At 55.1% G+C, this 26,169-nt stretch carries 19 protein-coding genes; 11 read left to right on the forward strand and 8 right to left on the reverse strand.

What is annotated here, in order from left to right:
• Positions 1-259: 259 nt before the first annotated feature.
• Genes G482_RS0110510 through G482_RS0110535 form a run of 6 tightly spaced genes read left to right on the forward strand, consistent with a single transcriptional unit; the run spans position 260 to position 7,931 of the window.
• Positions 260-784 (forward strand): GspH/FimT family pseudopilin, encoded by a 525-nt coding sequence (locus G482_RS0110510; protein ID WP_028449995.1) that lies wholly within the window; start codon positions 260-262, stop codon positions 782-784.
• Positions 785-793: 9 nt separating this feature from the next.
• Complete coding sequence (pilV, locus tag G482_RS0110515; protein ID WP_028449996.1) at positions 794-1,444, forward strand: type IV pilus modification protein PilV; 651 nt, start codon at positions 794-796, stop codon at positions 1,442-1,444.
• Positions 1,445-1,453: 9 nt separating this feature from the next.
• Complete coding sequence (locus G482_RS0110520; protein ID WP_028449997.1) at positions 1,454-2,230, forward strand: PilW family protein; 777 nt, start codon at positions 1,454-1,456, stop codon at positions 2,228-2,230.
• 9 nt (positions 2,231-2,239) lie between these two features.
• The gene (locus G482_RS0110525; protein ID WP_028449998.1) at positions 2,240-2,767 is read left to right on the forward strand and encodes a pilus assembly PilX family protein; all 528 of its coding nucleotides are present in this window, start codon (positions 2,240-2,242) and stop codon (positions 2,765-2,767) included.
• Positions 2,768-2,778: 11 nt separating this feature from the next.
• Complete coding sequence (locus G482_RS18240) at positions 2,779-7,491, forward strand: pilus assembly protein (RefSeq protein ID WP_051258927.1); 4,713 nt, start codon at positions 2,779-2,781, stop codon at positions 7,489-7,491.
• Complete coding sequence (locus tag G482_RS0110535) at positions 7,491-7,931, forward strand: type IV pilin protein (RefSeq protein ID WP_034619497.1); 441 nt, start codon at positions 7,491-7,493, stop codon at positions 7,929-7,931. The genes G482_RS18240 and G482_RS0110535 overlap by 1 nt, the downstream gene beginning before the upstream one ends.
• A 23-nt stretch (positions 7,932-7,954) precedes the next feature.
• On the opposite strand, the gene G482_RS0110540 is transcribed toward G482_RS0110535, so the two are convergent.
• Genes G482_RS0110540 through G482_RS0110560 form a run of 5 tightly spaced genes read right to left on the reverse strand, consistent with a single transcriptional unit; the run spans position 7,955 to position 11,835 of the window.
• Positions 7,955-8,587 (reverse strand): hypothetical protein, encoded by a 633-nt coding sequence (locus tag G482_RS0110540; RefSeq protein WP_028450000.1) that lies wholly within the window; start codon positions 8,585-8,587, stop codon positions 7,955-7,957.
• A 17-nt stretch (positions 8,588-8,604) separates the two neighbouring features.
• The gene (gene ubiB, locus G482_RS0110545; RefSeq protein WP_034619499.1) at positions 8,605-10,128 is read right to left on the reverse strand and encodes a ubiquinone biosynthesis regulatory protein kinase UbiB; all 1,524 of its coding nucleotides are present in this window, start codon (positions 10,126-10,128) and stop codon (positions 8,605-8,607) included.
• Entirely contained in the window at positions 10,128-10,703 is a 576-nt protein-coding gene (locus G482_RS0110550; protein WP_034619501.1) for a ubiquinone biosynthesis accessory factor UbiJ, read from the reverse strand. Before G482_RS0110550 ends, ubiB begins: the two co-directional genes overlap by 1 nt.
• On the reverse strand, positions 10,703-11,440 hold the full coding sequence (ubiE, locus tag G482_RS0110555) for a bifunctional demethylmenaquinone methyltransferase/2-methoxy-6-polyprenyl-1,4-benzoquinol methylase UbiE (RefSeq protein ID WP_028450003.1): 738 nt from the start codon (positions 11,438-11,440) through the stop codon (positions 10,703-10,705). The genes G482_RS0110550 and ubiE overlap by 1 nt, the downstream gene beginning before the upstream one ends.
• 17 nt (positions 11,441-11,457) lie before the next feature.
• Complete coding sequence (locus G482_RS0110560; RefSeq protein ID WP_028450004.1) at positions 11,458-11,835, reverse strand: gamma-butyrobetaine hydroxylase family protein; 378 nt, start codon at positions 11,833-11,835, stop codon at positions 11,458-11,460.
• A 190-nt stretch (positions 11,836-12,025) separates the two neighbouring features.
• Between G482_RS0110560 and phoB the strand changes: the two genes are divergently transcribed.
• The 5 genes from phoB to G482_RS18245 all read left to right on the forward strand — a co-directional run bounded on the left by phoB (position 12,026) and on the right by G482_RS18245 (position 17,116).
• Positions 12,026-12,712 carry a phosphate regulon transcriptional regulator PhoB gene (phoB, locus tag G482_RS0110565; RefSeq protein ID WP_028450005.1) on the forward strand — a complete coding sequence of 229 codons (687 nt, stop codon included), beginning with the start codon at positions 12,026-12,028 and terminating at the stop codon, positions 12,710-12,712.
• A gap of 71 nt (positions 12,713-12,783) precedes the next feature.
• A complete protein-coding gene (phoR, locus tag G482_RS0110570) occupies positions 12,784-14,070 on the forward strand; it encodes a phosphate regulon sensor histidine kinase PhoR (protein WP_051258928.1) in 1,287 nt (428 codons plus the stop codon).
• A 219-nt stretch (positions 14,071-14,289) separates the two neighbouring features.
• Positions 14,290-15,369, forward strand: coding sequence for a transaldolase (gene tal / locus G482_RS0110575; protein ID WP_028450007.1), 1,080 nt, complete (start codon positions 14,290-14,292; stop codon positions 15,367-15,369).
• 249 nt (positions 15,370-15,618) lie between these two features.
• A complete protein-coding gene (locus G482_RS0110585; protein ID WP_028450008.1) occupies positions 15,619-16,245 on the forward strand; it encodes a nucleotide-binding protein in 627 nt (208 codons plus the stop codon).
• Positions 16,246-16,306: 61 nt separating this feature from the next.
• On the forward strand, positions 16,307-17,116 hold the full coding sequence (locus G482_RS18245) for a BUD32 family EKC/KEOPS complex subunit (protein ID WP_051258929.1): 810 nt from the start codon (positions 16,307-16,309) through the stop codon (positions 17,114-17,116).
• Between the two features lie 73 nt (positions 17,117-17,189).
• Here G482_RS18245 and G482_RS20845 read toward each other — a convergent pair whose 3' ends face one another.
• The 3 genes from G482_RS20845 to G482_RS18255 form a co-directional block, all read right to left on the reverse strand.
• A complete protein-coding gene (locus G482_RS20845) occupies positions 17,190-20,255 on the reverse strand; it encodes a glycosyl hydrolase family 18 protein (protein ID WP_084414615.1) in 3,066 nt (1,021 codons plus the stop codon).
• Between the two features lie 132 nt (positions 20,256-20,387).
• A complete protein-coding gene (locus G482_RS0110600; RefSeq protein ID WP_028450009.1) occupies positions 20,388-22,376 on the reverse strand; it encodes a glycosyl hydrolase family 18 protein in 1,989 nt (662 codons plus the stop codon).
• 675 nt (positions 22,377-23,051) lie between these two features.
• The gene (locus G482_RS18255) at positions 23,052-26,033 is read right to left on the reverse strand and encodes a glycosyl hydrolase family 18 protein (RefSeq protein ID WP_156905389.1); all 2,982 of its coding nucleotides are present in this window, start codon (positions 26,031-26,033) and stop codon (positions 23,052-23,054) included.
• Between the last annotated feature and the right edge of the window lie 136 nt (positions 26,034-26,169).

The following is a 26,169-nucleotide window of genomic DNA, read 5'->3' on the forward strand; positions in this document are numbered from 1 at the left end:
CAGCAAAGACAACAATAAAAATGCATAAAAATCATTAGATTAAAATCATCCACACTCGCAAACCTCACCGCATCCGCCCTTACTTAATCTCGCAATAACTTACATAGGCTTCGCCTGCCGACCTTCCATTCACCAAAGCCTCACGTTAAGCAGCCCAAATTGGGCTTCGCGTCAAGATGGTTTATTCATTAAGGGTATCGCGCCTATTTACGTTGAAAATCAGAATATTCTAATATTTTGAAAACTAGAGGGTATCCCAGTGCGCAAAGAAATCGGATTCACACTCATCGAGATGATGATCGTGGTGGCCTTGCTCGGCATTATTGCCGGGATTGCCGCCCCCAGCTTAGCCATGTTTGCCAAAAACAGCGCCCTGAGCGGCGCCTCAGAAGATTTGCTGAATGTGTTTAGCTACGCCAAAACCGAGGCGATCAAACGTGGCACCAGTATTTCGGTCTGCAACTCGGCCAACCCAACGGCCGATACGCCAACTTGCGTCACCAGCACGCCCAACTGGACAACAGGCTGGCTCGTTTTTCTGGATGCAGATGGCGACAGTAGCTACGACTCGGGCGAAACACTGCTGCAGATCGGCCATGCCGTGAAAAACGTCAGCAGCATCAGCGTGAGCAACAACACCAAAGCGCTGCGCTTTCGTTCAGTGGTGTTAGCCGGCAGCAGCGATACCGTGTTTACCCTATGTAACAGCGGCGCCAAGGCACGCACAGTAACGGTCGACAAGGTTGGCCGCATCCGTCGTGATCTGGGCACAACCTGCAGCTAGGAGCCCGCAATGAAACAAGGTGGCATGATCATGATCGAGGTGCTGGTATCGTTAGTGGTACTGGCGGTAGGGATTTTGGGGCTAGCCTCGTTGCAGGCGTATTCGCTGCGCGCGACGCAAAGCTCCTATTTACGCTCAGTGGCCAGCGATTTAGCCAGCAGTCTGGCTGAGCAGGTACAGGCCAATCGGGCCAAAACCATTGCCTCCACCGAAGCGGGCGCAGATGCCCGCTACTACGGCACTGGCGCACCACTATTGCCCAAATCACCCGACTACGCCCGTTTTACCTGCACCTTCAATACCACTACCAGCCGTTTTGGCTGTGCAAACGCCACCGGGTACACCCCAGAAAGCAGCAGCAATAGCACAACCCTCGCCCGCGCGGAGCTCGCAGCCTGGCTTGACCTCGTGGCGGCATCGCTCCCCCTCGGTAGTACTGGCGGGGCGGTTATTTGCCGTGATACGACGCCAGACGACGGCACTGAACCCGTACGCGATAGCACCAGCGAAGATTTCGCAGCCAAAACCGGCTGCCTACCCAGCACTAATGCGGCCTACGCGACAGCACCCTTTGTCGTCAAAATTTGGTGGCAGGACGAAAAGCCGACCAAAGAGGATCCCACCCCGGATCTAACCCGCTTCTCGCTGACGATTTCCTAGGGGGGCAGCATGTTTAAACCTCGCCAATCCGGCTTCACCCTCGTTGAACTGATGGTCGGCTTAACGCTGGCTTTGTTGCTCACACTGGGGATCGCCAATATTTATCTGCAAACCCGGCAAACCTTTCGCAGCCAGACTGCGCTGGCCCGGATGACCGAAGATGGCAAATATGCGCTCGCAACCTTGCAACGCATGATTTATCAGGCGGGCTTTCAAAATACCGCCAATATGACCGCGGCGGCGGCCACAGCTTTTCCGGCTGGCTATGGCATGACGGCTGGCGCCTTTATCAAAGGCACCAGTACCAGCGTCGACCTGCGCTTTCTGGGTGACACTGAAGGCAATATGGTGACTTGTGCGCAAGACACGAGCGGCAATGCCGATTACCCGGCGCTGAAACTCAACCAGCAATATGCCTATCGGCTCAGCTTTCAAAACAACCAGCTCAGCTGCGGCACACTGAATACCGCCGGCACGACGGTGAGTAACTCGCAGGTGCTGGCGGACAATATCGTTGATTTCAAGCTCACCTATGGCGTGGACAGCGATGGCGACCGGCTGGCCGATAGCTACACCGACAGCCCCACCAACTGGGCCAATGTCTATGCGGTACGCGCGTGTATGGTCGTGCGCAGCAGTGACGACAAAATTACCGTGAGCAGTTCGGGCAAAACCTACCTGAACTGCAATTTCCCTAACCACGCACAACAATCAGTGGACGATAGTGACGGTCATCTCTACCGCACCTTCTCGACCACTTTGTATTTGCGTAACAAGACCAATTAGGGAGGCCACATGCGCTCAACGCATACCCAGCATGGTTTTGTGCTGATCACCAGCATTGTGTTTCTGGTGGCGATCACCATCACGGTGGTCTACGCCGTCCGCAGCGCGACCTTACGGGAGCACTCGGCCGGGAATAACCGCGCCCGTGCACAAGCATTTGAAATGGCCCAGCTGGCCATGCGCCGTGCGCAAGCCCAGTTAACCGAAGAAGTGATTTTTCCAGCCTCAGGCTGCAGTAATGGCCTGTGCAACAAAGAAGACGCCACCAAAACCTACCTGCTCAATAGTACCAACTGGGGTAGTGGCACGGGTACCTGTGCCATCAACAACACGAGTTGCAATAAACCCCAAAGTGGCAATGCTTCTGCCATCCAAACCGTGGCTGGCGTAGCCGCTCAGCCGCGCTGGGCAATTCGCGATATGAATAACAATGTCCAAGGCGACTGCACCTATTACGAAATCTGGGCGCAAGGCACCGGCGCCGACGCCAATAGCTCGGTATTACTGAAATCGATTGTGAAAGCTTGCGAGAGCTAAGGAGTCTGATCATGCAACGCACCACTTTATCTCTCATGCTCAGCCTGCTATTTCTGCCCGCATTCGCGCAGGCAGTGGCACTGAATAACCTGACCCAGGGCGGGCGCGATCCATTCACCCCGCTGTATCAGTCATCCAACGAGCCACCGCTGAATATGCTGGTGTTGGGTAAAGATCATCGGCTTTATTATGAGGCCTACAATGACGCATCCGATCTGGATGGGGATGGCGTTTACGATGTGGGTTACCAAGGCTGGCGGGTCAAACCCGGCTATGGCGAAGGTAAAGGCAACTTCAAGATCGATTACTACGGCTATTTCGATAGCTATAAGTGCTACAGCTACAACAGCAGTAACTCGCGCTTTGAACCCATTAACACCACCACCAATAAAAAATGCCGCAGTTTCAGCAGTGCGCGCTGGAGTGGTGACTTCCTCAACTACCTCACCACCTCACGGATTGATGCCATTCGCCGGGTCTTGTATGGCGGAAAACGCAGTACAGATACCGCCAGCGACACGGTTCTAGAACGCACATTCATCCCGCAGGATGCGCACAGCTGGGGCAAGGAGTATATGAGTATAGCCGTTGATGGCTATGACATTCAGGACTATACCCCAATGGCTTTGCCTGCATCCGGTCGGCGCCACCTCTTTGCCAACACCACGCGCTGCACCCCGAATGGCTGCCAGACCAGTTATCTCAACCCACCGCTGTTGCGCACCATTAAAGACAGCAACCGCCGGGTATGGGAATGGCTCAGTATCGAGCGCCCGGTGGCGGATGCCCAATATGCGGATGGCTCGAATAACCGCGTGAACATCCCGACCAGCGATCTCACTGATTATGTCGTGCGCGTACAAGTCTGCAAAACCGGTCTGCTCGAGGACGAGTGCAAGCGCTATGGCACTTCCTACAAGCCCTATGGCCTGATCCAGCAATACGGCGATGCTGATGGCATGCGCTTTGGGCTCTTTACCGGCAGCTACTCAGACAACACCCAAGGCGGGGTACTGCGTAAAAATATCGGTAGCATCAGCGACGAAATCAACACCAGCAATGGCACCTTCACCAGCACCGTTGGCATCATCCGCAATATCGACAATATGCGGATCGAGGGTTTTTCGAATAGTCGCGAATACTACGGCGTCAGTACCAATGATGATGACTGTAGCTATGGCAATGCGTTTTCTAAGCAACTGAACAATGGCCGTTGCAGTAGCTGGGGCAACCCGGTAGCAGAAATGCTGTGGGAAACCGTGAAATACTATGCCGGTGGTAGCGCCGGCTATACCAGCGATGCCAAAGGCGCCGGCGTTGGCCTCTCGGTCGCCGCCTGGACCGACCCCTATGGCATGAATGGTTCGCAACGCCGCAACCACGTCTGCGCCAAGCCCGTGATCACCCTGCTATCCGATATTTATCCCAATTTCGACGGCAATTTGAGCAATTCCAGCCTGAACGGCAATAGCTTCAATATTCAGAGCATTCTGAATGCCATGTGGCAAAGCGAATTTGGCTCAGGCAGCAAGAATGTCATCATTGGTGAGAATGGCACGAATAATGATCAGGCCCCTACCACCAAAGCCGCTAGCAGCTTTTTTGGCCTAAAAGGCTTGCCAGAAGAACCAGGCAAAGCCGGGACATTCTACAGCGCGGCTGTGGCAGACTTTGCCCGCAAAAACGACATCAATGCAGCGCCATCGAAGCAAACCATTAGCACCTTCTCGATCGCCCTGGCTTCAGCCCTGCCCAAAATCGAGATTCCGGTAGCGGGCCAAAAAGTAGTCTTCACGCCGTTTGCCAAGTCGCCTTCCAATGGCGGTGGCACCGGTAATCAGGGCGACTATCGGCCAACCAATCAGATTGTCGATTTTTACATCGATACCATCCGCAATGTACCCGGCTTTGCCACTGATACATCGATCAATGCTGGCCGCCCTTACTATAAGTTCCGCATCAACTTTGAAGATGTGGAATACGGTGGCGACCATGATATGGATGCCATCGCCGAATATGAAATTCGCCTCTTGGCCAACAACACCATCGAAGTAAAGGTCAATTCGACCTACGCCGCAGGTGGGATTGATCAGCATATGGGCTATGTAGTGTCTGGCTCGACCAAAGATGGCGTGTATCTGGTGGTAAAAGATATTGGTGGCCGCGATGTGAAATACTGGATGGATGCGCTGCCGGCCACTACTGGCAACCCATCGGGCACACCGTTCGGCGCCACCGGCAATATGAGTGCACTCACCGACACCCGTACCTTCACGCCCAATAGTGCGGCGAGCACCATCACCGACCTGAAGTCACCACTTTGGTACGCCGCTAAATACGGTGGCTTCATTGATGATGACGCAGAAGGGAGTACCAACAAAGATGTTCTGGATAACATTGCCGAATGGGATGCCGATGGTGATGGAGTACCGGATAACTACTTCTTGGTTACCAATCCATTGAAGTTGAAAGAACAGCTAGATCGGGCATTCTCGCGGATCGACTCCACCACCCGCTCCAGTGCCCCAGTGGGTAGCACCGCCGGTAGTAGCTCGCAAAGTTCGGAGTACCGGATTTACCGTACCGCCTACAAAGCCAATCAATGGAGCGGTAATCTGTCGGCTCTGGCGCTGAATACCGATAGCCTGCAACTGGGTACGGTGTACTGGGATGCTAACGACCCCGGCAAGCTCATTCCACCGATCGAACGGGTGTTGATGTCCTGGAACCCGGACACCCGCACTGGCCGGGCCTTTGATGCAGCCGCCGAAATGGCGCAACTCTCATCGGCGCAAAAAGCAGCCCTCAATTACCCAGATGGCGACCCTGGTGGCTTTGTGGTAACCCCGCGCATGGAAGCGCGCGCCAAATACATCCGTGGCGACAACAGCAACGAAGGGACCACCAGCGGTAAATATCGGGTGCGCGAACAAGTCGGAAATGAAACCAACTACATTGCTGACATTCTGGACGCTCAACCCTACGCGGTGGGGCCTGTACCACGCGCCGACTATTATGCCGATACAGGCTACGCAGCGTTTGCCAACCAACAGGCCAGCCGGATTAATTTCGTGTATGCCGGCGCCAATGGCGGGGTGTATCACGCCTTTATGGACGATGTGGTCACCAATCAGGAACACAATGGTCGTGAGCGCTTTGGCTATATTCCCTCTTTTGTATTCGACAAGCTGCGCAAACTCGAAGAGCAATCATATAGCCACGAGTATTACCTGAATGGCCAAACCGCCGTGCAGGATGTTAAAACTGACGATGGCACTTGGCGCACTCTACTGGCCGCTACCGCTGGTTTTGGCGGCAAAGGGCTGTTTGCATTGGATATTAGCAATCCGCTGAGCGTGGGTTCGTCGGTGATTTCCAGCGTCACCCGCTGGGAATTTTTCAATAGCAACGACACCGCCAAAGGCAGCCCGGATATGGGTTACCAACCATTTAGCCCGCTCATTACCAAGATGAATGATGGCAAATGGTATGTGATTACTGGCAATGGTTTAAATAGCACCACGGGCAGTGCCACCCTGTTTATGCTGGATGTTTCTGGCCCGGGCAGCAGTGGGTGGAACGGTAAAGTGGTGAAACTGACGGTCGATGCCACCATCGCGGGCAATAATGGTCTTTTCAGCAATAGCAATGGTCTATCAGCCCCAACTGCGGCCGATATTGATAGCAACGGCACCGCTGATTACATCTATGCTGGGGATATGTTTGGCAATCTGTGGAAATTTGATGTGAGCAGCACCAACTCCGCGCAATGGCGGGTTGGCCTCGGTGGTAAACCGATGTTCCGTGCCGTGCGAAGTGATAAGGCACAATCGATTGTAAGCCCACCGGCGATCGCTATGGAGAAAAAGGCCGAATCCTCACTCAGCATCACAAATAAACGGCTGATGGTGTATTTCGGCACCGGCAAGTTTTATGAAGACTGCGACCGTTATAACAGCAGTTGTACCGGACAAGCAGATGCCAATAGTTTCTATGGCATTGTTGATCCAGAACTGAGCATCGGCAGCGATGGGGTAATGACCAATGCCGCAGTGGGCAATAGCTACACCCCACCTGCGCTCACCAGCCTGGTCGAGCAAAGAATTGCCCAGTTCAATAGCGCTGATTTGACCAAATTAAATATCCCCGGCTTGCTGCTCAGCGACATTGAGAAATACCGCTGTATCCTGCCGAAAAAAGAGGATGGCACTTTCCAGAGTAATTGCTCCGATGACAATAAATACACAGCTGGCATTCAATATGGCTGGTATACCAATTTCCCACTTGGGGAAGAGCGTCACGTCGGGATGCCACGGATTTCGGGCGGCACGGTGATTTTTAACACCATGACGCCAGCCGAAGACGTGAGCAACAGCTGCGCATTTACCTCTAAATCGGGGCTGATGGCACTGAATCTGGATGATGGTGGCCAATCGCGCCCGCGCTTTGTGATTACCAATAGCGGCACAGGCACCAAAGTTAGCATTAATAATGTCGGCTTTTTGTCGACCACCTCCACCCCGAACGGGACCACCACCATTAAAGGCTCGATTCCTTCCGGCCTGAATGATGAACGGGGCTTTGGCCGCAACTATAACGGTAAGAAATCCACCAGCGCGTGTGAAAAAGCCATCGACGTTGATCCATTAGGCAATGCCACTCAGATCAATGTGTGTGACTCACGGGTGGTTGTACCGGTGAACTGGAGCGAGGTAATCAAATAATGACAAGCACATTGGCGGCACAACGCGGCTTTACGCTGATCGAGCTGATGATTACGGTGGCGGTGATCGGCATTTTGGCCGCGATCGCGATCCCGAATTATCAGGATTACGTGCGCAAGACCCGGCGGGCAGATGCGCAAGGGGTGCTAATGCAAAGTGCACAAATCCTTGAGCGGCGTTTTACCGAAAACAGCCGTTACTCGGCGTCATCCACCTGCCCAACGCCACCGTATACCGAGTCGCCGATTGATGGCAGTACCAAGTATTACGATATCGCGATGAGCAACTGCAGTGCCGATGGCTCCACCTTCACACTCATCGCGACCCCCAAAGGCGCGCAAAGTGGCAACGGCATTCTGGAGCTGCGGCATACCGGTCGCAAAGCTTGGGATAAAAATAACGATGGCGATACCGCCGATACCGGTGAAGACAACTGGTAAACACGTGCCCGCTCGGCGCAGGCTTAGTGGGTAAATTCAACTCGATAGGTTTTGCTGGAAGCGACGCCCAGTCCATTTTCAATGGCTGGGCGAAATTTCATGGCGCCCACTTTACGCAAAATGGGGTGGCGCTCTTCGGGGGGGATATTGCCGCTGAGCACGTGAATCTGTTGCACTAGGCCGGTGGCATCAATCTCCAGCTCCAGCACTAGCTCGGCAGGGCTGCGGGCAAAGTCACTGGGTACAAATTGCGGCTCACTCAATGCCACCGCCTCTTGCCGCTCTGGCGCAGGGGTGGGCAACGCCCCCATGCTGGCAGCAGACTGCGCCGTGGGGCTTGGCGCTAGTTGTGCACTAGCGAGCAGATCAAGGGCCGGCTGGTACGGCTGCAAGGCAGCGGTTGTGTATGCAGTTGGGTCGGCCAGACTTTGTAAAGGAATTGCCGCTGGTTCGGCGGCAGCCTGCTCAGCCGAGGGCGATGCGGCCAAGCTCACACTCAGCGCCCCGGCCCCGCCCGTAGTAGCCGCCGGCCACGGCGTGCTCCAACCCGAATCCGGGCGTAAAGTCCACAGCAGCAGCCCATGCACGCTGAGCGAGAGCACAATGGGAGCCAGCCAGTGGCGCAATACCGATGGAGCCAAGCTGCGCCGCTGCATGCCATCTGCTTCCCGAGTTAGTACCACCAAATTGTTGCGAGCAGGCCGGCCAGCAGAGCGGCGATCAGCCCCAGCAGATAATTGCGCTTTTTCTGCTCCCACATCAGCCCTTTATAGCCCGCCAGCAAGAGCTCGGTGTGGTTTTGGTTCAGAACTTCGTTGAGTTTACGCGGCAAAGTCGGCAGCAGGGTCGCCCACTGCGGCGCCTCATGTTTGAGCGTGGTGAGCAGACCGCGCCAGCCGATTTGCTCATTCATCCAGCGCTCCAAGAATGGCTTGGCGGTTTGCCATAAATCCAAGTCGGGATCGAGCTGGCGACCCAGCCCTTCGATATTGAGCAAGGTTTTTTGCAGCAACACCAGCTGCGGCTGGATTTCGACATTAAACCGGCGCGAAGTCTCAAACAGCCGCAGCAAAACAAAACCAAACGAGATCTGGCTCAGCGGCTTATTAAAGAAGGGCTCGCACACCGTGCGCACTGCAGCTTCCAGCTCTTCCACACGGGTTTCTTTCGGCACCCAGCCCGACTCGATATGTGCCGTCGCCACCCGCCGATAGTCGCGATTAAAAAAAGCGAGAAAGTTAATCGCCAGATACTGCTTATCGGTATCGCTCAGCGAGCCAACAATACCAAAGTCTAGCGCGATATACCTGTTATCTGGCGCCACAAAGATATTGCCCGGATGCATGTCGGCGTGGAAAAAACCGTGGCGGAATACCTGGCTAAAGAAAATCTCCACCCCGTAGCGGCTGAGCTTTTTCAAATCCATGCCCGCGGCTTTTAGCTCGTCGATGCGGCCGATGGGAATACCGTCCATCCACTCCAGCACCAGCACTTCGCGCGCGCAATAGTCATAAAACACTTCGGGCACGATCAGCTGATCGGAATCTTTAAAATTGCGCCGCAGCTGGCTGGCATTGGCCGCTTCGTGCATTAAATCCAGCTCGTCGTGCAGATAACGGTCGAACTCGGCCACCACTTCACGGGGCTTCAGGCGTTTACCATCGGCAAATAGCTTTTCCACCCACAGCGCCAGCATGCGCAGCAAAGCCAGATCGCTTTCGATCACCGGCAAAATACCCGGGCGTAGCACTTTCACCGCCACCGTTTGCCCTACCCCTCCCGCGGGAGCATGCAGCCGGGCGCGGTGCACCTGCGCCACCGAGGCCGAAGCCACCGGTGTGGCATCAAACTCGGCAAACAGCGCCGCCAACGGCTGATTCAGGCTGGTTTCGATTTGCCGAATGGCAAGTTCCGAGGCAAAGGGCTTCACTCGGTCTTGCAGCAAGGCCAGTTCATTGGCCAGATCAGGCGGCAATAAATCGCGGCGGGTCGATAACACCTGGCCAAATTTAACAAACACTGGCCCCAGTGATTCCAGCGCCAGCCGCAAACGCACACCGCGGCTATCGGGTAATTTGCGCCAGAAAAACAGCGCGCCGATCAGCTGCCGCAGGCCACGTACACGCTCGTGCCCCAGCAAAAATTCATCGAGCCCGAAATGGACAATCACATACAGAATGCGAAAAAAACGCAGCATTATTCGCCTTTGTCCGCCAGCCGCGCCTGTAGGCGGGCCAGCCGTTTTTCCAGTCGCGCCACATCGTGCCGCAAGGTGTCCACCGCGCTACAGTAGTCGGCCACCTGCTCTTTACGCACCAGCCAGCGCGCTTCATCGCGCGCGTACTCCGCCACGGCCGTGGCCAGCCGCTCACCGGCCGCCAAGGGCCATTGCGCCAGCGCTTGCCCTGAGCGTACGACCCGATGCGCCACAATATCACCAGTCCAGCGCGACAGATCTTCGGCCGCATCCCAGGCGAGCGCGCCCAGTACGGCGCCGGCGCGGGCGGCCAAATCCGGATCGCCCGCCAGCACCACTTGCCGCGATGCGGCTTGCGGATCGGTGAGCCGGGTAAGAAAGTACGCCGTCGGCAACGTCAGCGTAGCTTCCGGCTCGGCTTGTGAATCAGCCAAGCGGCCATCGGGCATCACCACCACGGTGGCGGTGAGCAGCGGTAGCTGCAGCGCAAAGCTACGCCCGGCCAGCGGCTGCAAGGCCTGCAATTGCTCTGGCGCTTGCGCCAGCAAATGATTGAGCAAGCGCGCCAGCAGCATCAGAATTTGGTCCCTTTATGCAGCGCCACCACGCCACCGGTCATATTGTGGTAATCCACGCGGCCAAAGCCCGCATCGCGCATCATGGTTTTCAGGGTTTCCTGATCCGGATGCATGCGGATGGATTCGGCCAGATATTGGTAGGAATCGGCATCATTGGCCACCAGCTTGCCCATCAGCGGCAGCAGCTTGAATGAATACAGATCGTAAGCCGGCTTGAGTGGCGCCCATACTTTGGAAAATTCCAGCACCAGCAAACGGCCGCCGGGCTTGAGCACGCGGCACATTTCTTTCAGCGCAGCATCTTTGTGCGTCATATTGCGCAGGCCAAACGCCACCGAAACAATATCGAAGTATTCGTCTGGGAACGGCAGCTTTTCTGCATCACATTGAGCTACCGGGAGGGGGTATCCGGAATCCAGCAGGCGATCACGGCCCACGCCCAGCATCGAGCTATTGATATCGGTCAGCCACACCTGCCCCGATTTACCTACTTTTTTGGCAAAGGCCTTGGATAAATCGCCGGTGCCACCAGCAATATCCAGCACCCGATCACCCGCCTTGGCGCCACTGGTTTCAATGGTGAAAAACTTCCAGGCCCGGTGCAGACCTGCTGACATCAGGTCATTCATTACATCGTATTTTTGGGCCACCGAATGGAAAACTTCGGCGACTTTTTGCGCTTTTTCCGATTCGTTGACTGTAGAAAAACCGAAGTGGGTTTTCGCGTCGCTCATTGCTTTGCCCTTGCTGCTTACAGCGGTTCACGCGATGCGCCGGCGGCGGCGAGATCGCTCAGGTATTGTTGCCAGTTGGCGTCCTGCTGGGCGCCCAGTTCGTATAAATATTGCCAGCTAAATAGGCCGCTATCATGGCCATCATCAAACACCAGTTTGGCCGCGTAATGGCCCACCGGTTCAATCGCGCGGATATTGACGAGCTTTTTGCCGACTTGCAGCACTTCATTGCCCACCCCATGCCCGCGCACTTCGGCCGAGGGGCTAAATACCCGCAGGTACTCGCACGGCAGTCTAAACCGCGCGCCATCATCGAAGGCGATTTCCAGTACTCGGGAAGCTTGATGCAGCGTCAGTTCGGTGGGCTGCGGGGTGTTGGCGTGCAAACCGGCCATATCCAGCTCAAAAGGGTTGATTTGAATAGCCTCCATGATACCGCGCCGCCCTTGTAGCCGCCAGCGAAGTGACATTGCTTTCACCCCATGAAATTTATGCCATAAGTTTGCAGACTTGTAATATTAAGTTCACACTAAAGCCTTATTCTCGCAACCAATCTGAATTGAACTTATCGCGCGAGGAGCTGTCATGGCCGCAAACATTCTGCTGGTCGAGGACGAACCAGCAATCCAGGAGTTGATTGCCTTTAACTTGACCCAAGCCGGTCACCACATCATGCGTGCCGACTCGGTCGAAAGCGCGCAGAGCATTGTGCGCAATGCCCTGCCCGATCTGATTCTGCTCGACTGGATGTTGCCTGGCATGTCCGGCATCGACTTCGCACGTAAATTGCGCGCCGATGAACGTACCCGTGGCATTCCGCTGATTATGCTAACGGCCCGCTCGGACGAGCAAGACAAAATCGCGGGGCTGGAAACCGGCGCCGATGATTACATCACCAAACCCTTCAGCCCACGTGAACTGCAAGCACGCATCAAAGCCGTGCTGCGCCGTCGTGCGCCACAAGCAACTGATGATCCGGTGGAAATCCAAGGCCTGCGCCTTGATCCGGTCACTCACCGCGTATCGGGCAATGGCAAGGCGCTGGATCTGGGTCCTACCGAATTCCGTCTGCTGCACTTCTTTATGACCCACCCTGAGCGCGTACATACCCGCGCTCACCTGCTCGACCAAGTATGGGGCGACCATGTATTCGTGGAAGAGCGCACGGTTGATGTACACATTCGTCGCCTGCGTTCTTCACTGGAGGGAACTGGCCACGATCATCTGATTCAAACCGTTCGTGGTTCAGGCTACCGCCTGTCTGTCAATTAAGTACAATCCGCAGTTCCTCGGGGTAATGCACTGCATTACCCTGACCTGACGCCCGCTCTCAAAGGCACCGAATGCTCTGGCTCCGCTCCATCGTTTTTTATTTGTCCGTGACCCTGATCGCGCTGTTTATCGGCGGGATTGCCGGACGGGAGTGGGGGCTGACCTTTGCCTTGGTGGTCGTCTCACTCACCTGCCTGTTTCATATTTTTAATTTGCACCGCCTGTATCACTGGCTGCAAAACCCGCAAGTCGATAATGTGCCCAGCAGCTTTTTGCTCTGGCAAGAAGTCTTCGATCAGTTTTACACCGAAGTGCGCAAGCAGAAAAAAGCCAAAGAGCGGCTGGCTAATACGCTGGATCGTTTTCTATCGGCCGCCGAAGCGCTGCCCGATGGTGTGGTGATTCTGGACGAGTACGATCGCATCGAATGGTGCAATCCGGCTTCCTGCGATCATTTGGCGCTGAATCGTAAAACCGATACCGGCCAACCGATTACACACTTGCTACGTCACCCTAGCTTGCGTGAATACCTCAAGCAGGAAGACTTTAGCCACCCGATCGTGATTCGCACTACCCGCCCCACCGAGCAAACGCTTTCGGCGCAGATGGTGCCATTTGATTCAACACGCAAACTCTTGCTCAGCCGCGACATTACCCAACTCGAGCGCGTACAAACCGTGCATCGCGACTTCGTGGCCAATGTCTCGCACGAGCTGCGCACCCCGCTAACAGTGGTGGGTGGTTTTATCGAAACCATGATCGATATGCCAGCGTCAGATGCGCAAACCCGCGACACGCATTTGCAGCTGATGTACGAACAAACCCAGCGCATGCAGCGACTGGTGGATGATTTGCTCACGCTCTCCAAACTGGAAAGCGGCGCGCAAGTGCGCGAAGAGGAAGTCGATATTCCGCAGCTGATGCAATTACTGCGCACCGAAGGCATGGGCCTCTCGCAAGGCCGGCATACGGTCGAAATCGGCAAACTGGAACGCGCCCGTCTGATCGGCAATAACGACGAGCTGCATTCGGCACTGGGCAATCTGGTTTCCAATGCCATTCGTTACACCCCGGCGGGCGGCAAGATCACCATTGGCTGGGAGCGGCGCGACGATATGCTGTGCTTTACCTGCCGCGACACCGGGATCGGCATCGCCCCCGAGCATATTCCCCGCCTGACCGAGCGCTTTTATCGCGTTGATCGTGGCCGCTCTCGCAATACCGGCGGCACCGGCCTGGGGCTGGCGATTGTGAAGCACATTCTGCACCGCCATCAGGCGCAGCTGTGCATCACCTCCGAGCCTGGCAAAGGCAGTGAATTTGCGGTGAAGTTTCCCGCCACCCGCATCATCGAATAAACCGAGCCCGCCTTGCGCGGGCTTTTTGTTGCCGTCAACGTGGATCAAGCCAAGGCCAGCACTTGCTCTGCCGGACAACTATCCGTACATTGCAGCAATCACGGTTTTTTTGCGCCTGCGCAAAGGCATCAGGCTTGTTTTGCAGTGATAATGCCCCATGTCCTTTGCAACGACGTTCCACCCTGTTTGCATCAGTTCAATACTAATGAGGTTTTTACCATGAGCAGAATCGCAGCAATCAAACCTTTCGGCCAACGCATCTGGCTGGACAACCTGTCGCGCGGCCTTCTGGCCTCTGGCGAGCTGGCTCGGCTGATCGCCGAAGACGACATCGCCGGCGTTACCTCCAACCCTGCGATTTTCTACAAATCAATCTCTTCTGATCCGCTGTATACCGGTGATCTGGCTGAACTGAAAAAACAGGACCTGACCGCCGAACAACGCTACGAAGCGCTGGTTGTACCGGACATTCAAGCCACTTGCGACCTGACTCGCGCCATGTACGACGCCACCAATGGCCAAGATGGCTACGTGAGCCTGGAAGTATCTCCAACACTGGCGAACGACGCGCAAGGCACCATCGACAACGCCAAACGCCTATGGGCCGAAATCAATCGCCCGAACGCCATGATCAAAGTACCAGCCACTGATGCTGGCGTCGTGGCCTTCGAAGAGCTGATTGCTTCTGGTATCAACGTGAACATCACCCTGATGTTCAACCTGAAACACGTTGATAACGTACTGACCGCCTACATTCGCGGCCTGGAAGCGCGCGCGGCCGCCGGCCTGCCAATCGATAAAGTGCAAGCCGTGGCTTCAGTATTCCTGTCACGCGTGGATAGCCTGATCGACCCACAACTGGAAGCCATTGGCACGGCCGATGCGCTGGCTCTGCGTGGCACCGTGGCTAAATCATTCGTGAAAGTGGCTTACCAGCATTACAAAGCGCTGTTCCACGGCAACCGTTTTGCCGCGCTGAAAGCCAAAGGCGCCAACCCACAACGCCTGCTGTGGGCTTCTACCGGCACGAAAAACAAAGCCTACCGCGATGTGATGTACGTGGAAGACCTGATCGGCCCAGAAACAGTGAACACCGTACCCGATGCCACCCTGGCGCTGTTCCGTGACCACGGCGAAGCCGCAAACACGCTGGACACCGGCATTGATGCTGCCGTACATACACTGGTGAAAGTACGCGAGCTGGGCATTAACTACAATCTGGCCGGCGAGCAGCTGCAGGTTGAAGGCCTGAAACAGTTTGACGAAGCCTTTGCCAAACTGATGGAACTGACCAAATAAACGGTCTAGTTTTTCAGCAAAAAACCCGCCAGCAGGCGGGTTTTTTATTACCCCACCAGGGTATACCAATCAACCCATTGACAAACAAAACACGCGACAATATACCCATCGACATAAAACGCAGCTTTTCCACCACACCCAGCTCAACCTTCATTAAAGCTTCCTAATTTTGTAATAATTTAACAAATATGTAACAATAAAGCTGACATTACCTGCCATAATGTTTCCCCTGTTACTTGGTGATTGAATATGCGCAAGATCTTGATTGCCAACCCCAAAGGCGGGAGCGGCAAGTCGACCCTCTCCACCCATCTGGCCAGCTGGTTCTCGTGGCAAGAAACCAAGGTGATGCTGGGCGATCTGGATCGCCAGCACTCCAGCCAGCGTTGGCTGGATCGCCGCCCTAGCAATCTACCCCGTATCGAGCGCTGGGAAATCGGCAGCGATCAAATCGCCCGCCCGCCCAAAGGCAGCCAAGTGGCGGTGCTGGATAGCCCCGCCTGCTTTGGCGGCAGCAAACTTAAAAAAGCCCTGAAAGTCGTCGATCGGGTCATTATCCCGATTTTGCCTTCTGCCTTTGACTTATGGGCCTGCCAGGATTTTCTGGCGGAGCTGGCCGAAACCAAGGCCGTGCGCCGCGAAGAAGTCCAAGTGGCCGCCGTCGCCATGCGCGTGAATCCGCGTAGCAATGCGCCGCAACAGCTGGCCGAGTTTTTGCGCCAATTCGAGATTCCGCTGATCGCCACCATCCGCGATACGCAGCTCTATAATCTAACCATCCAGCGCGGCATGACCTTGTTTGATCTGCCCGCGAGCAAAAATCAGCGCGACGTCCAGGAATGGCGGCCGCTGATTCAGTGGGTGCTGCAGCGGTAATCCGCTACAGCCAGCCGGCGGCATTTCGGCGTACAATCGCCGGCTTCACTTTGAGGCCGCCATGCATTTCACCCTTCTTAGCACGCAACAACAGACCGAACTCGAGCGCGCCCTCGCGCAACAGCAAGGTCGCGTGCTAGCGCTAGAGCTGGCCGGCGAGGCCGTGATTGTAAAACGCCAAGAAGGCCGCAACCGCCCGCTGGCGTATTCATTACTCAATCTACTCGCCCGCAGCCTGCGCCAGCCTTTGCTGTGTGCAGTGCCTGCCCCGGGCGGCGCCGCTGGGCAGGCGATTGAAGCCCGGCGACTGCAAACCCTGCATGCAGCCGGCGTCTTGGTGCCCGAATTATTGGCCGCACAGCCCGGCTATCTGGTGATGCGCAATGTGGGCAAGACCTCGATTGATCATTTGCTCGCACATCAGCCCGCCGATCAGCGCAAAGTGTGGCTGGCGGGCCTGAATGCGATTCTGGCCACTCACCGCTGTGGGCAGGCCTTAAGCCAGGCCTTTGCCAGGAATATTATTTTCCACGCCGGTCAGGTACATTTCATTGATTTTGAAGATGATCCGCTCAGTGTATTGAGTCTCGCCGAAGCGCAAAGCCGCGATTGGCTGTTTTATCTGCATTCCACCAGTTATCTGCTCAGAGCGGGGCCCGCCGAACAGGCACAACTATTGGCGCGCTATTTGCGCCAAGACGATCCCACCGTGCAGCAGCTGGTGGCCCGCAGCGCCAGCACTTTGGCCTGGTTGCGCCACCTGCCCAAGCAGCGCAAACCCTGGGGCCGCGATGTGATTTCGCTGCAAGGCGCGGCGGCCACGCTGCATGCCTATCGGTGTCTGGATGTGCCCGGGCCATTGGCACCTTAAAATGCCTAGCCCATGCGCCACAAAAAAGCCCGGCTCGCGCCGGGCTTTCACTTTAAGGCTGAACAAGGTGACCTTATTGCTTCACTTTGCTCATTGCCTTCATCAGTGTCGCGCTACTGTCATCGCCATCCAGCGACCAGCTAAACATCCCGGCCAGTCCTTTGGCCTTGCTGTAGTTGATCTTGGTTTGGATCACTTCCGGCGTATCGTAAGACCAGAAGGTTGAGCCATCAAACTTCCAAGATTGCTTAGTCACATCGTGGGTATAAATCGTACCCGCGGCGTTCTTCAGCACTTTGAAGTCTTCAATGCCACCTTCCCAAGTTCCGCGCGCCGGTTGCGTGGCCGTTTGGTACAGACCATTATTCACGTTCGGCACCCCAGTCCAGCCACGGCCATAGAATGGCACCCCGAGCACAATCTTATTGGCCGGGAAGCCTGCCGCGGTCAGATTGCTCACCGCGTCATCGATGGTGTAATACGAAGCCACACCCCGTTGCCCGGTTACCGGATCGAGATAATTCGGGCTCTTCGGATCAGCGTACAAATTCGAATGGAAGTCAGTCTTGGCATTTGGATTAGCATGATTTTCATACGCGCTATCCATATAGGTGGCGCTGGTGTATTCCCAGCCACCATGGAAGTCGTAGGTCATCAGGTTAATCCAATCCAGATACTGGCTGTACTTAGCCGGCTCAGTCATCTCGATCTTGTCTTTACCCGCCGACATCGCCGCGGTCAGATAGTACTTCTTGTTGCCGTTGGCGGCGCTCAGCGCATTCAGTTGCGCGCGGAATTCCGCCATTAGCAGGGTGAAGTTTTGCTTATCTTCTGCCGAAACGGTGTTGTAGGGCTGACCGACAACGCCTGGGAATTCCCAATCCACATCAATCCCGTCAAACACGCCGGCTAGCGAGCCCGGCCCACCGCGGCCGCTATACGACGGCAGATTGCCCTTGATATAGATATCCAGACACGAAGCGACCAATTGTTTGCGTAGCGCATCGGTTTTCGCAGCCGCCGAGAACCATTTCGACCACGTCCAGCCCCCGAGCGAGATAAACACTTTCAGGTTCGGGAATTTCGCTTTCAGGTCTTTGAGCTCGTGGAAATTCCCAGCCAGCGGCGTTTCCCAAGTGATGGCATTGGCAGGGTTTACTTGCCGAGCCGGTGGGCGGCCATAATCGGCCCAGGCATCGCCCCCCGTACCCGCATCGGGTGCATTCGGGCTGGTGGCGCCTTGCTCCAGCTTATCGATCCCGGCGGCACATTCGTAGCCGCCGTTTTTCTGATAGATATTGCCGAAGGCGTAGTTCAGGAAGGTCATTTGTGCGGCCGAGCCGTTGTTCACAAAATCCACCACCTCAAAACTACGGCCATACACGCCCCACTGGGCAAAGTAAGAACCAACTTGCTTTTCACTTGGCGCGGGAACCGCGCCACCCGGTACGGTTGGCGCTGGTGTATTGGTAACGGCTGGGGCGCTCGGCGTTGGCGTTGTGCCACCCGGGGTAACGACTGGGGTTGCGGTGGGGACGGCCGGCGTTACGACCGGAGTTACGACTGGCGTAGCCGTTGGCGTGGCGGTCGGGGTGGGAGTTGCAGAACCACACGCACCACCTACTTTCCACAAGGTCGGCGTTGTCGATGGCGTCCAGCCCGCGCCGACATAAGCGGTGTGGGCAGACAGGGCGGTATAGCTCTGGCCGCTATAGCTGACAACGTCTCCAGCCTTATACGTACTACCTTCAGCCCAAACTGCGCAGCTATTGCCCGGTACCGGGGTCGCGGTCACGACCGGAGTTGGGTTCGGCGTGCTCGGGCGCGCCGTTGGCGTTGCGGTCGGCGCTACGGTTGGAGCGATCGTCGGTGCAGTTGTTGGGGCGACGGTTGGCGCCGCAGTTGGTGCGCTGCTTGGCACCGGCGTGCTACCGCTCACCACTTTCCACGGGCCCCACTGCGCGGCACCGGGCACTTCGCCCTGCGTCCACCATTGCGCTTCATACACCACGCCGTTGTAGACCACACGCTGGCCACCGGTATAAATCGTGCCCTTATCCCATGCGGCTACCCCACCCGGGGTTGGCGTTGGGGTGACGGCAGGTTTGGGGGTAGCGGTCACAACGGGTGTCACCACCGGTGTTGCCGTCGGGGTTACGCTCGGAGTTGGCGTAGGCGCAACCACGCCACCCTGCGCGTTTTTGAAGATATTCCAGAATTCAAAATTGGCTTTGCTGGCCCCGTTGCTGCTGTTATCGCGATGGAATGACCACCACGCGATCAGCCCCAGGCCTTTTTGCTTGGCAAAGTCGGTGAGAATTTGGGCATCGGCCAACCCAAAGACTTCCGATTGCACATCATTCACACCCAGCATGGGCGTCACGCCCACTTTGGCCCAGATTTGGGCGTCAGTGAGGCCGGGGAACAGCGGCTTGATCTGGATAAAGGTACTTTGCGCGGCCTGTACGGCCAAATCACCCATTTTCTTGCTGGCTGAAGCGGATGAACCATAATCCATCGCCATCACATTGACCATATCCACGCGCACGCCGGCGTTAATGGCCGATTTCACCGCGTTCACGCCTTCGGTTGTGAGGCCTGTTGGCATCACCGGCAAGGTGAATGACACGTACAGATCGGGATATTTGGCTTGCAACTGCTTGATCGCGGCCGAGCGAGTGCTGTTGTAGGTCGCGTTGCTGAGTGAGCCGCCTTCCACATCAAAATCCAGCGCCTTAATCCCATGCGTGGTGATCATGCCATCGATCAAATTGACCATGGCATCCACCGAGCAAACCGCTTCCAGATACGTGCCGGAAGCTCCGCCGAACGAGGCAATCACGCGCCCGCCCGCTTGGCGGAAGGTGGCGATGTCGGTCTTCATACCCCCATTGAGTATATCTGTACCCGACCCGTCATTGCTGATTGCGCAGCTATTACCCTTGGCAATGGTAAACGCTAAGGTCACAGAATTGAGCCCCAGCTGCTGGCGCGCTTGCGTTAGCGAGAGATTATTGCCCGCGTACCACATTTCATAATACGGGGCGACATCGGTGGCCGAAGCCAGGCCGGCTGCCAGCAGCATTGCTGCTGGCAGCGCCTTGAGCGCAAACGACTTGCGCGAGGTTGTGTGCAACATTTCATCTTCTCCATATGTTTTTGGTGGGGAAAATCCCCGGCTGCGCGCATCTTTGGCTTCGCTAGCTCAGTTCTGCTTCTAACGAGCAGATATAAAAAAACCCCCTCTTGCGAGGGGGTTCTTGGTGCCAGATTACTGACGGGCTTTACCCATGGCTTTCGACAGTGTTGCTGCGCTGTCGTCACCATCCAGTGACCAGCTGAACACACCACCGTTCAGCCCTTTGGCTTTGGCGTAGTCGATCTTAGTTTGGATCACTTCAGGTGTATCGTACGACCAGAAAGTAGAACCGTCGAACTTGTAAGACTGTTTAGTTACTGGGTGTACATACACAGTACCCGCAGCGTTTTTCAGTACTTTGAAGTCTTCGATGCCTTTCTCGTAGGTACCGCGTGCTGCGTCAGTCGCTTTCTGGTACAGACCGTTGTTCACATTGGTCACACCAGTCCAGCCACGACCGTACTTAGGAATACCAACCACCAGTTTCTTCGGATTCACGCCAGCTTGGATCAGCAGGTTCACTGCGTCATCGGTGTTGTAGTAAGACACCAGGCTGCGGTCACCGTAGCACTTGTCGGCTGGTTTGCCAGAGCACTTGTACTGTGGGTTGCTTGGATCAGCGAACAGGTGAGACTGGAAGTCAGTCGGGCCTTGTGCGTTCCAGCCGCCGTTGTAGTCGTAAGTCATCATGTTGATCCAGTCGAGGTAACGTGCGTACTCGCGTGGCTCAGTCATTTCGATCTTGTCACGACCTACACCGATAGCAACGGTCAGGTAGTATTTCTTCTGGTTAGCGGCAGCCAGTTCATCCAGTTGTTTGCGGAATTCAGCCAGCAACAGGGTGAAGTTTTGTTTGTCTTCAGGCGCTACAGTGTTGTAACCCACGCCTTGAACACCTGGGAATTCCCAGTCGATATCGATACCATCGAAGATGTTCGCAGCTGAACCTGCGCCACCACGGCCATCCACCACTGGCAAGTTACCTTTGATGTAGATGTCGATACACGATTTAACCAGCTGTTTACGCAGCGCGTCGGTTTTCGATGCAGCAGAGAACCATTTCGACCAAGTCCAGCCACCCAGAGAGATGAACAGTTTGGTGTCTGGGAATTTTTTCTTATAAGCCTGGAACTCACGGAAGTTACCGGCCAGTTTGTCGTCCCACTTGATTTGATCAGCTGGATCAACACGACGTTTCGCAGTCAGACCAAAGTCGGCCCAAGCATCGCCACCAGTACCAGCGCCTGGTGCATTTGCATCAGTTGCACCTGGTTCCAGTTTGTTCACGATACCGCACTCGTAACCACCATTTTTCTGGTAGATGTTACCGAAGGCGTAGTTGATGAAGGTCAGTTGCTGAGCAGCGCCGCTAGAGATGATGTCGGCAACTTGGTAGTCACGACCATACACGCCCCACTGAGTGAAGTAAGAGCCAACTTGCGCTTGCGCAGGTGGAGGCACTTCTTGACCTGGAGCCAAGGTAGCAACTGGTGTTGGCGCTGCAGTTGGAACTGCAGTTGGAGTTGGCGCTACGGTTGGTGCTGGGGTCATGCCAACTGGGGTTGGTGTTGGCGCTACAGTTGGCGTCGCAGTTACAGCTGGGCCGCACTCGCCTTCGTATTTCCATGGGCCCCACTGATCAGTTGCAGAAGGCGCCTGACCTTGTGTCCACCATTTAGCTGAGTATTTGCCGCCGTTGTAGGCAACTACTGCGCCGCCGCTATACGCAGCAGTTGAATTCCAAGCCGCTACAGAGCCACAACCTGCTACTGGGCCAGTAGTTGGCGCGGTAGTTGGAGCAGTTGTCGGTGCGGTGGTTGGCGCAGTTGTTGGGGCCGTGGTTGGCTTAGCCGTTGTTACTGGCGTCGCGGTTGGCGCTGGCGTAGCAGAACCGGTAGCAACCAGTTTCCACAGTGTTGGGGTTGAAGCAGGGTTCCAGTTAGCGCCCACGTAGGCAGTGTGAGTCACCAGAGCTTGGTAGTCGTTACCGGCATATGAAACAACAGTGCCTGCGTTATAGGTCGAACCTTCTTTCCACGCATCAGCAGCGTAAGAGAAGCTGGCCACGGCCATCAGTGCAGCAGGAATAGCAGCTACAGCAAAACGATTAAAGTGCGACATAAGGGTCTCCATCCTCGTGTGTTTTTTGGCATTACTCGCGCAATGCAACTGGTACTAACCAGATCCGCCGTGCAGTCAGATTATTGAAAGCATATATCGATCTGCACCTGCTCTTTTCACCGCGCATTCTTCGCTGACCGGTGTTGGACTCTATTAATCTCCAAAGCAAAAACCTTGTCAACACCCCCTGTGATCTAAAAAGTGGTCTTTTTCCAACAGCAAAAAAAACTCTGCAAAAAAACTACCAACTACATGACAAAAGAATTATTGCATCGCACAACAAACCTCAATCAAAGACGAAAAAATAGCTTAAAACCACTGCAAAATGCGATGTGCATCGCAACATTAGCGCTCGTTGATGTAGCTTTTTCAATAACGTGATGTAGTTTTAAGGCTATTCACTACCTAATTTTTTTCATGGGGTGGCTTATTTTGGCTGCAACTGTGACATAGCACACGCCCGCAAAGCTTACCAAATATTGACAAACAAAAAACAAAGCTGTCAACAACATAAAGCTTACTAATCAAGCCGATTTAAAACTTCTACTTCGCCATAAAGTCAGCAACTGGTATTGCTCAGTCGGCCAAAATCTCAGCCCATTTATCGCGCAATTTGCACCGCCCAAATAAAAAAACGCCACGGCAAGCCGTGGCGTTTTGCGGATTGGGCGCGAATTACTTGCGCTTGATACCGTAGACTTTGCCGTTAGGCAGCGTCAGAGTGAAGTTGGTTGGCACTGGCATTGGCATGAAGATACGCATACCGATGGTGATGGTTTTACCTGGGCCGAAGTCGGTCACGCCCCATGTAGTACCCACAGTACCTTGCTTCAGTTGGTAGGCTGGACGATGGAAGGCATTTGGCAGACCACCCACGTTACCTACTTTGTTTGAAGCGACAGTTGCTGACCAAGTACCGCCGCTGTAGATATCAACCAGGTTCTCGATCCCTTTACCTGCTGGAGGTGCGAAAGGTTTCAGGAACTCAACCGTTGACGAAGTCAGCGGAGTCGAAGGCGCCACATCAAAGGCCACTTTCGCACCAGTCAGATCAACATTCGAGTTGTTTTTCAGCTTCAGACCAATCTGGATTGGGTAGTTGTCTTCACCTTTTGGCAGGAAGCCTACGAGATCAACATCAACATCCAGTTGCTCAGCTGGCTGAACAAACTTCTCATCGCCTGGCAGTACGCCGTACGGTGTTGCGTTTTTCAGCATCTGGCCAGCCAGAGAAGTCAGAGTGCTACCGAAGTAGTAGTAACCCAGACCATTTTCTGATGGTTTGCTGTAGTCACCTGCCAGCTCCCAGAACATGATACCGCCGGCACCCTGGTCGATCGCGTACTGTACTTTAGCCTTGAACGATTTTTCGTTTTCGGTCGACAGGAACACTTTCGTGGTTGGGTTCCACAGCCATGAAGACTGAGCGATGTCATCGTAGTTCTCGATATACGTACCGCGAACTTTCGATTCTGGCTTGCTCAGATCGTGGCCATAGATACCAACGTATGGTGTTGGCAAGCCATCACGCAGGTTATTGGCGTGCCACAGTGGGTTAGCACCGGCAAACATTTCTTTGCCGTTGGCATCCACGTCAAACCACAGGTTGTCGATACCTTGTGCACCAAAGCCGCATGGCGCACCGGCTTTCGGGCTCAATGCATCAGGACCCAGGTTGCCACCAGTACCGTTGTAGCAAGTCTTCTGATCAGCAACCGCTGCAGTACCCCACAGACCGTTGGTGCCGCCAGTTACGTTTTGCCAGCCACGTGTGTAGTAAGGCAGGCCGATATTCACACGACCACCTGCCAATGCAGTGCGGAAGTATTTGTATGACCAGTCAATGTTCAGGTAACCCTGAGCGTTGTAGTACTTGCCATCGCCTGCAGTGTCGTAGATCTTGGCATCAGCGATCTCGCTGTCTTTACCAGTATCATACAGCGCGGCGTTGTGACCCACGAAGTGGTTCCAAGCACCGTGCAAGTCGTAGCTCATGATGTTCACGTAATCCAGGTATTTCAGTGCCTGGAAGCCTTCGAAGCCACGCAGCAGGTAGCCTGAAGATGGTGAAGCGATCGTCAGCATGTAGTACTTGCCTTGGGCCGCAGCGGCTTTGTCCAGCTCCAGACGCAGCGTTTTCATCAGCGCCATGTAGCCGTCCCACAGTTTGCCACGATGCTTATTGGCAATCTTCCAGTCGTCTGGGCTACCCGCATCCGACATTGAAGTTGGGTATTCGTAGTCGATATCGATACCATCCAGACCATATTTGGTCACGAATTCAGCCGCTGATTTAGCGAAGGTATTGATACGATCTTGGCGAACTGCACCAGTTGCTTCATCCACGGTCAGTGAATAGAAACCACCGCTGGCAATGCGTTTGCCTGAATCATCGAAGTAACCGCCAGTTTCAGCCCAGCCGCCAACCGACAGCAGCAGTTTCACGCCTTTGGCATCTGCATGCTTGTTCAGCATGTTGAAGTGGCCTTTGAATGGCAGTGATGGATCCAGCGCGTATTTCGGACCTTTGTCATCCCAAGACATGCCAGTTGCGGCATTAGTTGGGCCATCGGTACCGACAGAAACTTTCCAGTTCTGGTCGATGTGCGCAAAAGCGTAGTTCACGTGAGTGATGTCGTTCCAAGGCACATCGGCAGCCAGGTAAGCAGGCTGACCGTTTGCGCCATTACGCCAGCTGGTGAAGTAACCGATGCTGCGGCGTTTCATACCATTGGCGAGCTTCTCACGGCCGTTGGTATCGTAAACAGTACAATATGGAACGTTTGCAACTTCAGAAACCAGACCCACTGGACGACACTGGTCTTGGCTGCCAGCGGGTGGCGTCACTGAAGGTGTTGGTGTTGGAGTAACCACTGGCGTTGGCGATGGCGAACCCACTGGTGTTGGAGTCGCAGTAACCACTGGCGTAGGTGTAGGTGAAGCGGTTACCACTGGGGTTGGGCGAGCAGTCACAACCGGAGTTGGAGACGCGGTAACCACCGGCGTTGGCGATGCAGTTACTACTGGTGTTGGGCTTGCGGTCACAACTGGCGTTGGTGACGCAGTCACAACTGGAGTTGGTGACGCAGTCACAACTGGAGTTGGTGACGCAGTCACAACTGGAGTTGGTGATGCGGTTACCACTGGGGTAGCCGTAGCGCCGCTACAAGCGCCTTCATCTTTCCATGGGCCCCACTGATCAGTAGAAGAAGGCGTCTGGCCTTGAGTCCACCATTTAGCCGAGAATTTACGGCCGTTATATGAAACTACAGCGCCGCCAGTGTAGGCAGTCGCTGAATTCCAAGCCGCCACATTGCCACAACCCGCTGGCGCAGCAGTCGGTGCGGTGGTTGGCGCTGCGCTAGGCACTGCGGTTGGAGCAGCGGTAGGCGCTGTAGTCGGCGCGGTGGTTGGTGCGGCAGTTGGGTTAGTTGAAGCACCCACTGCTTTCCACAGTGTTGGGGTGGTATCAGGGGTCCAGCCAGCACCGACATAAGCGGTATGGGTCACCAGCGCAGAGTAGTCCACGCCTTTATAAGTAACGACTGTGCCAGCATTGTACGTATTGCCTTCTTGCCACAATGGTGCGGCATAGCTGTAGGCCACGAACATTGCAGCTGGCAGGGCAGCAAGTGCAAGACGATTAAAACGGGACATTAATGTCTCCTCCGATTTTATAAATGGCATTGGCACTAGTGGATAAGTGGTCTTGCCCACCAACTGCCTGCTTGTCACCGTATTGTAAGTATCTGGTGATTTTTACCGCTAGCCAGCTCGCTTTAAGGGCTGAGCT

The organism is Chitinibacter tainanensis DSM 15459, assembly GCF_000429785.1.
GTDB lineage: Bacteria > Pseudomonadota > Gammaproteobacteria > Burkholderiales > Chitinibacteraceae > Chitinibacter > Chitinibacter tainanensis.